Source organism: Nostoc sp. JL33, from assembly GCF_017114985.1.
Taxonomy (GTDB): Bacteria; Cyanobacteriota; Cyanobacteriia; order Cyanobacteriales; family Nostocaceae; genus Nostoc.
In genome coordinates this window covers 1-11,546 of the sequence record NZ_JABXKP010000049.1, presented here as the reverse complement: position 1 = coordinate 11,546, position 11,546 = coordinate 1, and the positions used below count along the sequence as shown (strand labels likewise).

The following is an 11,546-nucleotide window of genomic DNA, read 5'->3' as shown; positions in this document are numbered from 1 at the left end:
TCTTCGCCTCCGGTCTCGTAGACAAGAGAGTTAGATAAGGGGATTTAAACTGATATTGGTGCGTTAGGCGTAACCGTAACGCACCCTTTAATATAGCTGTTGTTCACTATCCAAAAAAGTTCGCAAAGAACCAAATCACCCGTAATTTTTATTGCCAATTGCGACTATTATTTGAAAGCTTTATTCTCTCCAGAAGCGCGGATTAATTCAGCTACCAAAGCAACGATCGCAGATACTGAAATTAGCATCACACTCAGAGCATTAATATCAGGTTTAACTCCGGTTCTAATGCGGCTAAAAATTTCCATTGGCAGGGTGTTAGAACCGCTACCAGCAGTAAAACTCGCAATGAGAAAGTCATCTAAGCTGAGAACAAAAGCCAAGAGACAACCAGCTACAATACCAGGCATTAATTGAGGTAGCAATACTTTGATGAAAGCTTGCGTTGGTGTAGCGCCTAAATCTAGTGCTGCTTCTTCTAAGTGGGGATCTAAATTGGTAAGCCGGGAAGCAACCACAAGTCCAACATAGGCCAAACAAAATACCACATGGGCTGCAACTATCGTCCACAAACTTAAAGGTATTGCAAAGGCCGCTAAACATACTAGGGTAGCCACTGCGATCGCAATATCGGGAATAATCAATGGTAGGTAAGCAACACCCAGATACAATTTCTTAAGCGGAAATTCGTAACGCGCCAACCCAACCGCCATCAAAGTTCCCAGCACTGCTGAAATTCCCACTGCAAAACCAGCAACTATCATACTGTTTTGGAAAGCTGATAAAATGCGATCGTCACTGAACAACTTGCCATACCAATCGAGAGTGAATCCTTGCCAAGTTGCACTGTAGGGCGACTGATTGAAGCTATAAAAGCCAAGTACCAGTATAGGCAGGTACATGAACACAAATATCAGCAGTGAGAAAACCGCCTGCCATGAGACACGCGGTTTTTTGAGAGATGGAGAGATATTCACGTTTATATTCGATTTTTATTGGTAGCAACACAAAATATCATATTTAATGTAATAAGTCAATATTTTGACTCTCTTCTCTAGCCCTTTCAAGGTGACTTGTATAGCAGGGGACTCTTAACAGGCTTGAAAGTCTCTTGGTATCCGGGTCTTAAGCTATCTGGCGACAGATGTAAAATCTTTTTTTCTCTGGGCGCCACGGACACTTTGATGCCAGTTGCTTCCCCGCAGGGAAGTCGGTAAACCCGCCCACGTAAGTGTTTTCCTGTGGGAGTCTGCGGTTGTAAAGTAATTTATTCAACCTTATTAGGCGCAGAGAACACAGAGATAAGAGGTTATAAAGGAATTCATTATTGGACTCAACTGAAAAGCGCTATGAATTCTTGTGATCTCCCCATTGCTCTTAAGGTTAGCAGGGATGGAATTGATTGTTAACGTTAAGAATTTGGATAGAATTTCTCATAAAACTTTGCCGCTTCTGATTTTAAACTACCTCCTTTAGGAAAATTTACCCATTGGGCAGCTACGGATTATCTTTTAAGTACGGAAAGCCGCCCAAAGAGTGTCTACGCAGTTTATTCTTTAATTAACATTTGAAAATAAAATAATTGACAGGCGATAGTAGAGCTTTTTCGCCCAATATCATCATTTAGCTTAGATTTTGACGATTTATAAAGTTACTATTTAGAAAATAATCTGTATTTAAAATTGCACAAAATTACACAAAAATTAATAAATTAGAATGTATTTACCTCTTTAGGAGTGGGTAACTTCCGTACTATGATAGACGAAAAATATAGAAAAAAGAGCATAAGATTTGAGAGGAATTGTAAATAAGTTTAGTATCTGAAGTCACTTTCTGATGTAAAGTAAATCAATTCCAAGCACTACAACAACAGAAAGAAAGAACTTCTAATTCAATTTTTAATTTGTTAGGAGGTTTGTGATGCGAATTGCTCAAGTAGCTCCCTTGTGGGAGAGAGTTCCACCTCCAGCTTATGGTGGTATAGAGTTAGTAGTTGGGTTATTGACCGATGAATTAGTCCGACGCGGACATGAAGTAACTTTATTTGCATCGGGAGATTCTATTAGTCTGGCAACACTAACGTCAGTTCATCCCCGTGCCCTCAGACTCGATCCGACTATCAAAGATTACGGCATTTACGAGATGCTAAATTTAGCTTCGGTGTATGAACGCGCAGAAGAGTTTGATATTATTCACTCCCATATCGGGCATGGGGCACTGGCTTACGCGAATCTTGTCACAACCCCTACGGTTCACACGTTGCACGGTATTTTTACCCCTGACAACGAAAAGATGTTTAGTTTTGGTAAAAAACAACCCTACGTCAATATTTCCAATGCACAACGAGAACCAAGGTTAGGGTTGAACTCTATAGCAACGGTCTACAACGGGATTGATGTCAGCAGTTATAAGTTTCATTCCCAACCAGAAGATCCGCCCTACCTGGCCTTTTTAGGTCGGATGTCTCCAGAGAAGGGAGTGCATTTAGCAATAGAAATTGCAAAAGTTGCTGGTTGGCATTTGAAAATGGCAGGTAAGGTGGATGCCGTTGATGTGGAATACTTTGAGAAGGAAATTAAACCGCATATTGACGGGAAGCAAATTGAGTATTTGGGTGAAGCCAACCATGCTCAAAAAAATGCTCTGATGGGAGGTGCAGTAGCAACTCTGTTCCCCATCACTTGGCGAGAACCCTTTGGGTTGGTGATGATTGAATCAATGGCTTCGGGTACGCCAGTGATTGCGATGAAATTGGGGTCTACTGAGGAGGTAATTGCCCACGGCAAAACGGGTTTCCTCTGCAATAATACTCAAGAGTGCATCAGTGCCATTGATCGGGTAATAGAGTTAGACCGCTATGCCTGTCGTCAGCATGTCGAAAACCTTTTCAGCATTGAGCACATGACTGATGGCTATGAAGCAGTTTATCAACAAATAATAAAAGAACGATTTTCTCAGAATGGGCGTTTTCGGAGTTTGACTGGTTTAGCTAGCTAGCGATCGCATTTAAATATCGCATTTGTGTAATCTTACATGCTTTTAACTACGTAGAATATAAACCATACTAGGGGCGCACAGCTAGCTGTGCGCCCCTACCAAGTTACGCGCCCACTCCATTTTTCTAGCGTCTTCGCACTAACTCCTGAAACTCGTTCCAAGTCTTCTAAAGATGTAAACTTTTGCTGTTGACGGCTAATAATTATCCTCTGTGCTAACTTCTTACCCACACCAGCAAGAGTTGCTAATTATTCTACACTTGCGGTGTTGATATTTACTTTTTTAATTTCTTTAAGTTCAGTTGATCAAGAAGTTTTTATCTGGGGACACCGTGTTTGTTCTAATTTGATTTTCTTTTGAATTCCTGGTGGTAAGCCAGGTTTTATTTTGGCATAAAGACGAGCAAATTCTCGCACATAATGGGCAGCCACTATGGGACTTTCAATCACTACAAGCGTCTCATCGTTACCACTATTAGCAGCATTTGACCAATTATGAGAACCTGTAATTACTGTTTGACTATCAATAACACCAAATTTGTGATGCAATAAATCGCCTTTGGGTAACACAGGTACGCCTACAGTCGTAATTGGATTTTGCCAAGGGTGGTTATCAACTTCATATTTACATTTGTTACTGAGAGCAACCCCCATCATATCTAATGCTTCGCTGTAAGGACGATAAGCAAATTGTGGTTCAATTAAAGCGCGAATTTGCACACTTTGTTGATGGCGTTTTTCTAAAATATTGGCAAGACGCTGTTCGGAAAAGACAAATAACGCCATATCAATAGATTTGGTTGCTGAATCTAAAGTTTTACCAACTAAACCATTACTACTATTACTCCAAGGTTGAGTTGGAGAAGTCGGTGAAAATTGCACAGTAATTTGGGTGTTACCTAAAGTTATTTGTTTAGGTAAACGCATCGGCTTTTGCAAACCAAATTGACTATCTGGCTGACCACCCGGCCCATCTCCCCACATGATGTTAAACTCTTGTGTAAATAAAGATGCTAATTCCGGGCTGTCAATCTGCAATAAGTTATTTGCATTGCCTAAACTGCTAGAATTTGTAAAATCACCAGAAGTATCACTTAAAGTAAAATTGGCGGAAGTGATAATTAGAATGCGATCGTCCACAATCACAAATTTGTGATGCATCAAACTGCTACCTGCCGAACCATCGGCTCGATCATCTATCCAAGGAATTTTGGCATTTTGCAAAATTATCAAAGCATCTCTTTGATTTATTTCGGCTGGACTGAGTTGATTATCTTGGTTAATATCGATAAATTTGCGAAATTCTTGATAGCGTTCCTGTTCCCTTTTATCTAACTTACCTATTTCAGTAGATGTAAAGCTACTCCAAGGTCGGCTATAGGTATTTTCTAAAATGATTCTGACTTTTACCCCAGCTTTTTGTCTATCAACCAATGCTTGGGCAACTCTGGGTAAACGTAATTCTTGCACAGCTACATCTACTGTAGATTTAGCGTCCGTAATAGCATCGACAATCTGTTTTTCTAAATCATCCCCCAGGCGAGTTTGCTGACGGTAAGCTTCTTTGTATTCCGAAGACTCAGAATGGTTAAAGTAAACTTGAACTAACGGATCTTGTGGTAAGGGTGCTGGACGCTGATTGTAGGACTGGACTCGTTGACAACCAGTCAGGGAGAATATCAGTAAAAAGATAGATAAAAAATATCTTTGTCTAGAGATAAATTGCACTGTAATCTGGTAGAAGTGAATTGAGAGTGGATATAAGGCGGTTTTCACTTAAGTTAAATACAAAACCTAACCCCCAACCCCTTCCCTTGTAGGGAAGAGGAGTAAGACTCAAAGCCTCTACCCTTTTAGGGGAAAGGTTTAGAGAGAGGTTAAAACTCTACTGCACGCAATTGAGAACCGCTAGATTTATCATTCCCAAAATTTTGTGTTCTGAATTAAGTAGAGAAATAGCTTTGCAAGTAAAGGGAAAAATCCACTGCTAGAGGCAGAATTACAAAGGTTTTTTCAGGATTTGTCCACTCAAACTGTATATACTGACAAGATCAGCAGTCTATTTCCAGCGTGTGTTCTCACCATTATTCGGTTGTATGCAAATTTATCTAGATTACAGTGCCACTACTCCGACTCGAAAAGAAGCGATCGCAGTTATGCAAACAGTCCTCACCGAACAGTGGGGCAATCCTTCCAGCTTACATGAGTGGGGACAACGCGCTGCAACGGTTGTGGAACAAGCCAGAGTCCAAGTTGCTGGTTTAATTAACGCCGCCAGCCCTGAATCGATCATCTTTACCTCTGGTGGCACTGAAGCAGATAATTTGGCAATTATGGGTGTGGCTCGGTTGTATGCTGTTCCTCAACATCTAATTATCTCAAGCGTTGAGCATTCCGCAATTTCTGAGACAGTGCGATCGCTAGAAATGTGGGGTTGGGAGGTTACGCGCTTGTCTGTAGATGTGAAAGGCAGAGTTAACCCCCTAGATTTAAAAGCCGCATTGCGACATAACACGGCCTTAGTTTCTATAATTTACGGTCAAAGTGAAGTTGGGACAGTGCAACCGATCGCAGAACTGGGTAAAATTGTGCGATCGCATGGGGCTTTGTTCCATACAGATGCGGTACAAGTTGCCGGACGCTTACCTATAGATGTGCAAGAACTATCAGTAGACTTACTTAGCCTTTCCAGTCATAAAATATATGGGCCGCAAGGTGCAGGGGCGTTGTATGTGCGTCCTGGTGTGGATTTGATGCCCTTGCTGGGTGGTGGTGGACAAGAAATAGGGCTGCGTTCTGGTACACAAGCAGTACCGATAATTGCGGGATTTGGTGTAGCAGCAGAATTAGCAGCGCAAGAATTGGCTACAGAAACACCACGGTTAATTGAGTTACGCGATCGCGCCTTTGCCCAACTAGCTGAGATTCCTGGTTTAATTCCTACAGGGGATTCTTGCGATCGTTTACCTCACCATATCAGTATGTGCTTAGAAAACGCCGACGGCGAAAAACTTAGCGGTAAAACCTTGGTACGGCAGCTAAACCTTGCTGGCATCGGCATCAGTGCTGGTGCTGCCTGTCACAGTGGTAAACTTAGCCCTAGTCCGATATTGTTAGCGATGGGTTATTCAGAAAAAGCTGCATTGGGGGGAATTCGGATCACATTGGGGCGTGATACGACGGAAGCTGATATAGATTGGACAGTGATGGTATTGAAGCAAGTTTTGCAAAGGCTGACACCGGATTTATCTTTAGTTAAGCGTTAAATCAAATGTGACAAATTAAAAATTGCTGGTTGTGTTGGTAGTTTGTACCCGCAAATGTATGATTTCTTATGCGCTTCCTCAGCCATCAGTTCTCAGGGTAAGAGAGCCAAGCACGAGATGAGCTAAATCGTCAGCTTTTTTGGACTGTTCTACTGCCAAAGTTCGTAGCGTGAACTCTTGCTCAACAGCGTCCCCAATTGTATTTTGAAGTTCCTCTGGCGGTACAATAATTTTTAATTCTAATAGCTTTGATGGACTGATTCGCTGTCGCCCTGTTGCTCCGGTAACATTTGCTGTGGCTTGACGGGTAAAATGGTCAGAACGTAAGGCTCGAAACAAGTAATAGAGATTTATTTCAGCTTGCGGTTTCTTTCTTAAAACTATAAACTCAGTCGATGCAACTGCGTTTGTCAAATCTTGTGTTACCAATGCTATCTTTTTGTTTGCCAAGCTAGGCATAATCTTTGCAAATAAAATGTCGTGTTTTTGGAAACGATGTTTTGTGCTTCTTATATCTCTACCTTTGCTAGCTCTAAAGGTTAAGATATGTCCATAAATATCATCGACTTCTCTTAAGTCTATATATTCAAATATTTGCTCAATGTATCTATCAGATTGAGTGTTAACACTTCTTGACACTATTTGTACAAAATTACCCAACGGATATTGCTCAAATTCGCCTATTTGCTCATGCAGATATTGTGTATACGCAGCACCAGCATCAATAGTATCAATATCATTTGCGGCTTCTTCCGTGATTATTAAAATTAGAGGTTCTGTTTTGATTAATTCTATGCTCATTGCAAATTTTGCTTCACATTATAATAGGCTTCAGCTATTACAGGTAAATCATTCCAATCAATTTCCCTGTAGTACTTTGAGGTGATATCATATCCAACACGCTCCGCTTGAGCTAGAAAACGCTTCTTATTATCTTTAGGTGTTTTCATTAAGTACAAAACACAAGTCCTAGCATTAGAACCTCCAAATGGTTTGAATGACCCAACAGGCAAACTTATACAAGCATGAATATAAGTATTAGCCTTCATAAAATTTCGGACTTCTGTTTCCGAAACGCCACTTGCAACACCATGAGGCAAAATTACAAGTAATCGACCAGTTTCTGGTTTCAACAGGCTAATAGCTCGCTCTAGAATTAGATAATCAGAGCCTTGAGCAGCTTTACCTCGACCTAAGACATACCTGTTGAGAGAAGTAAAATCTTCATAGGGTATATTAAATGGTGGGTTAATAAGAATCACATCAAATTTTGTAGCATTATTGTTCTCAATCGCCGCCAAGTCAGTTCTCCGACCATCCGTATTTTCAAAGAAGTCATCCCGAATTGAATCACCTGTATAAATGTGTTCGTATCCATCCCCATGCAAAATCATATTGATCCTGCACAGCGTAGCTAAACGTGGATTTATTTCAATTCCCCATAAATGATTTGTTACAAGATTGCTAACAAGCCGATCTTTCTCATCTTTGCTAATATCAAGGGAGCGAATTTTTTTGCGGACATGAACAAAAGCTCTGATCAGAAACCCACCACTACCACACGATAAGTCAAGAACTTTTTCGCCAATCTGTATATCAGCAATTTCAACCATGAATTCAACCAATTGTCTTGGGGTTAAATACTGCCCTAAGTCGCCACGAAGTGTTCCTGTAAGAAAAGCCTCATAAACAGAACCAACTACATCACCACCAGCGCCAGCCAATCCCAGAGGAGTTTTGAATCCATAAAGTCCAAAAGGCTCTAACTCACGAACAATTTTATCAACTGTTTCATTGCTTCTAATTTGGATTTGAGTACTAGTAGGAAAAACATTAAATGTTTGCTTTGCATCAGAGAACATTTGCTGCAAAGCGATAAGCGGACTGCTACCCAACAGCCATTGAGAAGTGAAGCGATTTGTCGCAAGACCTTCAGAGGCTCTTTTTTCCTCATTGAACTTGCATGTAAGAATTTTAGTTAATTCATCAAAAGCAGACTCAGCAATAAGTCCTTCCTTAGCAAGCTCCTTCCGGCATTCCCTAAAAGCAACTTCTAAATCAGCTTTATTTTCAATAGTTACTAGGAGTCGTTCAGCAGCTTGACGCTTTTCTGTTTGGATTGCAGTACCAGAAATTGTAAGTATTATACTTTCTAATTCTTGTGGTTCTGGTACAGCTTCCAAACCACCAATATCATCTTTCTCAAGGTAATACACCTCCCAATCACGCCCATTAGTCAGAACCGCAATTGGGGTAGGTGGTTCTAGAAGTTGAGCATACGAAAGCACCTGATTAACGTCCTCTTCTTTAAGTCGATGTTGAATTCGTTTTGTTTCAATAACAAGAGCAGGTCTTTGATTAATGTAAACAACAATATCAGCTTGCTTTCTAAACCGATGACCTGAAGTTCCTGTAATAGATACTTTTCGCCCTATTTGGTGTCTGGTATAACCAAGTCTTTGCAGGAAAGGAATAACGACGTTTTCAGCACAATCATCTTCCGAGTTCAACGGTGGTGCGTTTCGGAATATATCTTGAAGAATGGCTTGTTTATTTAGTGGCATAGCCTATTTGAATATCTGTTGACATAGGAGTGCAACCTACTGCAAAGCTAGGCAATGCATAAGTACTTAATATATCCCAGTTTTGAGCGATCGCAAAATCCAACACTTATTGATTCTTTCCTCATCGTCACATTCCTTAGCAGAACTGCTAAAGCGATGTCTACGACGGGCTACGCCGAAGCAGCATCCCACATCACAGTTGTCGAAATTATCACCCCAGTTTTTTACAAATAGGTAAAATTTTGAGTATGTCTTATATGCGATGGCTCCGCCCCCCGCAGGCATCGCACTTCTTCAATTAAGATGTGAAGTAGCTTTGTGTTTACTCCTATGAACTTTCCTCCCCAACTCCAACAGAAGAATTGAAAAATGGGCAAGCAATCAGGGAATCTCGACTGAGGAGTTTATTTTGCAAGCGATCGCCTTTATCGTGCAAGTTCTTGAGTAAGTACGATGTCTACGACGAGTTGATCCCTATGTTACTGCTGCCGAAAGGGTTAAACAAGTTTTTTCCCAAAAGGTAATATTTTGAGTCATAAAGGAGTTCAATCATGACTTATTTTCATTACTTTTAATTAAGGCTTTTCTGGAATGAGTAAAACCATCATTGGAATTGGGATGTTTCTTGGCTCTACGATTGGCAGTTACATCCCTGCATTGTGGGGTGGAAGTTTGCTATCGTTCACCTCGATCTTCTTGGGCGTCATTGGTGGCCTTGTGGGGATTTGGCTTGGCTATCGCGTATCAAAATATCTAGGTTTTCTCTGATTGGCGCTCTATGTTACTGTCGCTGAAAGCCTGAAACGAGTCTTTTACTAACAGGTAAAATTTTGAATGTGTCTTATATGCGATGGCTCCGCCCGCCGCAGGCATCGCACTTCTTCAATTGAGATGTAAAGCACCTTTGTGTTTACTCCGATAAACTTTCCTCCTCAACTTCAACAGCAGATCGAAAAATAGGCAAGCAGTCAGTGAATCTTCACTGAGCAGTTTATTTTGCTTATTTTCTCTGCTACCCTCTAGAAACAACGCTGAGAAATAAACCTACCAGTCTTTTTCCAAAGAAAAGCCAATCCAACCAAAATATCAGATGAATAGCTACTATTATCCAAAATACAACTTGGTATGAAACCTTCCTATTTTTGTGGCGTAATCTTCGTTGGGCGATGAATCCCCCCAACCATCCACCCATGAATTCACACAAATGTAATCTCTTTTCTGGTATTCTCCAACGCCCCTGCTTTGCACGAGATTTATCATCCGCGTACAGTGCAAAGGTAATAAAATTCATTACAGGATACAGAATCAGAGGAATTGGGTTGAAAGTCGTCAATGCAAAATGTATTGCTCCTAAAGTTGGTAATAAAGATAAGAGCAATACCTCCAACATTAAAGAAGATTTTGCTTTAGGCTGGAATGTTTCTTTCTCGATTGCCAAAGATGAGGTTATCGGCATAGATTTGGATACAACTCCCTCAATGAAGGCGTTGCTAGCATGTATTCTGCCGTCTTTACCAACCGTTAGCTGATAGCAAATCACATCACCCACTTGTGGACGATGATTTGTTTCTTTGAGTGCAGTGATATGAAGAAAAACGTCTTGACTGCCATCACTGGAGCGGATGAAGCCAAAACCTTTGTCATCCTTCCATGTTGTTAATTTACCTTTACGCAGAACAGGTTTCATAAAAGACCCTGATATCAATACTTTATTTTTAAGGTTCCCATATCAAGATGAAATGATTCATATTCAAATTTAGCAACGTCAAAATCAGAGCTAATACTGAAACAATGGAACTAATGCTAGAGTGAGATATAAACTATGAGTGAACTACCTAACAGTCTTGAAAATGCGATCGCCCAATCTCGTGTAGCCGTCCAAGCTGCCCTTGCAGATGGTTGCACTCGCCTACAAGTTGAGTTCCTGTTCCCAGAACTCAAGTTTATGCCGGTGGCGGAACAATTTCTGCCCGCGTTTACCGAATATGATTCCCGTTTGAAGATTTTCTTTGCTGACGCTGGGGCTGCGGCCTTAGCCCGCCGCGATTGGGCTGATGCACCATTTCAAGTTTTGGATATCGGGACAGGTAGGGTTGCTTCCTTGCAGACAAAAATTCAGCCAGAGGATGAAATTTTCTTATTTATTGCCCCCACTTCCGTAGAAGTGCCGCAGTTGGAAAAGTTGTGTGAAGTAATAGGCGATCGCCCTGTAGTCTTGTTAAATCCGCGCTTAGAAGATTCCGGGGTTGTGGGCATTGGTTATACAGCGAGAAAAGTCCGCGATCGTTTTATCAGTACGATTGAATCCGCCTATTACCTGCGCCCCATAGACGATGAAAGTGCCCTATATCGCTGCTACCCAGGACAGTGGGAAGTTTGGCTGGAAACCGATGGCGAATATCAAAGAATTGCCGAATTACCTACAAAACCATCGGGTGATGATTTGGATCTGATCCTTTTAAAAGGACAACCGCAAACAACAACAGATGCGACACCTGCAAGAAACCCCAGTGTGTTTAAGAGTTTGCAACGGTTCTTAAAGGCGTTGAGTAGTTAGGAGAAGGGAAATAAAGCAGAGGTAGCAGCAGGAAACTTGATCATCTGCTGCCTCATTTTGAGTTTTTTATTACCTACTTACTTACGCACTCAGAACTTACGCATTGACAAATTAGACAAGAAGTGGGGTATGCAAAAGAAGAAAAAATATGCGATCGCTAATC

General features: G+C 41.1%; 8 protein-coding genes and 1 pseudogene. 4 read left to right on the top strand and 5 right to left on the bottom strand.

Annotated features, from left to right (window positions below; all coding sequences use genetic code 11):
• Window positions 1-167: 167 nt before the first annotated feature.
• Entirely contained in the window at window positions 168-977 is an 810-nt protein-coding gene (locus tag HWQ23_RS12710; protein WP_292828659.1) for an ABC transporter permease, read from the bottom strand.
• A gap of 943 nt (window positions 978-1,920) precedes the next feature.
• Between HWQ23_RS12710 and HWQ23_RS12705 the strand changes: the two genes are divergently transcribed.
• Window positions 1,921-2,997, top strand: coding sequence for a glycosyltransferase family 4 protein (locus HWQ23_RS12705; protein WP_292828656.1), 1,077 nt, complete (start codon window positions 1,921-1,923; stop codon window positions 2,995-2,997).
• Between the two features lie 95 nt (window positions 2,998-3,092).
• Here the strand turns inward: HWQ23_RS12705 and HWQ23_RS12700 are convergent.
• Window positions 3,093-4,724 (bottom strand): annotated as a pseudogene (locus tag HWQ23_RS12700) (phospholipase D-like domain-containing protein).
• Between the two features lie 368 nt (window positions 4,725-5,092).
• On the opposite strand from HWQ23_RS12700, the gene HWQ23_RS12695 reads away from it, so the two are divergent.
• Entirely contained in the window at window positions 5,093-6,262 is a 1,170-nt protein-coding gene (locus HWQ23_RS12695) for a cysteine desulfurase family protein (protein ID WP_292828653.1), read from the top strand.
• A 78-nt stretch (window positions 6,263-6,340) separates the two neighbouring features.
• Here the strand turns inward: HWQ23_RS12695 and HWQ23_RS12690 are convergent, their stop codons facing one another.
• Entirely contained in the window at window positions 6,341-7,063 is a 723-nt protein-coding gene (locus HWQ23_RS12690) for a restriction endonuclease subunit S (RefSeq protein WP_292828650.1), read from the bottom strand.
• The gene (locus HWQ23_RS12685; RefSeq protein ID WP_292828647.1) at window positions 7,060-8,826 is read right to left on the bottom strand and encodes an N-6 DNA methylase; all 1,767 of its coding nucleotides are present in this window, start codon (window positions 8,824-8,826) and stop codon (window positions 7,060-7,062) included. The genes HWQ23_RS12690 and HWQ23_RS12685 overlap by 4 nt, the downstream gene beginning before the upstream one ends.
• A gap of 54 nt (window positions 8,827-8,880) precedes the next feature.
• On the opposite strand from HWQ23_RS12685, the gene HWQ23_RS12680 reads away from it, so the two are divergent.
• A complete protein-coding gene (locus HWQ23_RS12680) occupies window positions 8,881-9,060 on the top strand; it encodes a hypothetical protein (protein ID WP_292828644.1) in 180 nt (59 codons plus the stop codon).
• Between the two features lie 778 nt (window positions 9,061-9,838).
• On the opposite strand, the gene HWQ23_RS12675 is transcribed toward HWQ23_RS12680, so the two are convergent.
• Window positions 9,839-10,513: a DUF1294 domain-containing protein gene (locus HWQ23_RS12675; protein ID WP_292828641.1), complete on the bottom strand. Its 675-nt coding sequence runs from the start codon at window positions 10,511-10,513 to the stop codon at window positions 9,839-9,841.
• A 135-nt stretch (window positions 10,514-10,648) separates the two neighbouring features.
• Here HWQ23_RS12675 and HWQ23_RS12670 point away from each other — a divergent pair, with 135 nt between their 5' ends.
• Complete coding sequence (locus tag HWQ23_RS12670; RefSeq protein WP_292828638.1) at window positions 10,649-11,383, top strand: DUF1995 family protein; 735 nt, start codon at window positions 10,649-10,651, stop codon at window positions 11,381-11,383.
• The last annotated feature ends 163 nt before the right edge of the window (window positions 11,384-11,546 follow it).

Bases quoted from the DNA above. Each gene is read 5' to 3' on its own strand.
- HWQ23_RS12670 (WP_292828638.1), top strand. From the start codon at position 10,649: ATGAGTGAACTACCTAACAGTCTTGAAAATGCGATCGCCCAATCTCGT.
- HWQ23_RS12675 (WP_292828641.1), bottom strand. From the start codon at position 10,513: ATGAAACCTGTTCTGCGTAAAGGTAAATTAACAACATGGAAGGATGAC.
- HWQ23_RS12695 (WP_292828653.1), top strand. From the start codon at position 5,093: ATGCAAATTTATCTAGATTACAGTGCCACTACTCCGACTCGAAAAGAA.
- HWQ23_RS12690 (WP_292828650.1), bottom strand. From the start codon at position 7,063: ATGAGCATAGAATTAATCAAAACAGAACCTCTAATTTTAATAATCACG.
- HWQ23_RS12685 (WP_292828647.1), bottom strand. From the start codon at position 8,826: ATGCCACTAAATAAACAAGCCATTCTTCAAGATATATTCCGAAACGCA.
- HWQ23_RS12705 (WP_292828656.1), top strand. From the start codon at position 1,921: ATGCGAATTGCTCAAGTAGCTCCCTTGTGGGAGAGAGTTCCACCTCCA.
- HWQ23_RS12680 (WP_292828644.1), top strand. From the start codon at position 8,881: ATGCATAAGTACTTAATATATCCCAGTTTTGAGCGATCGCAAAATCCA.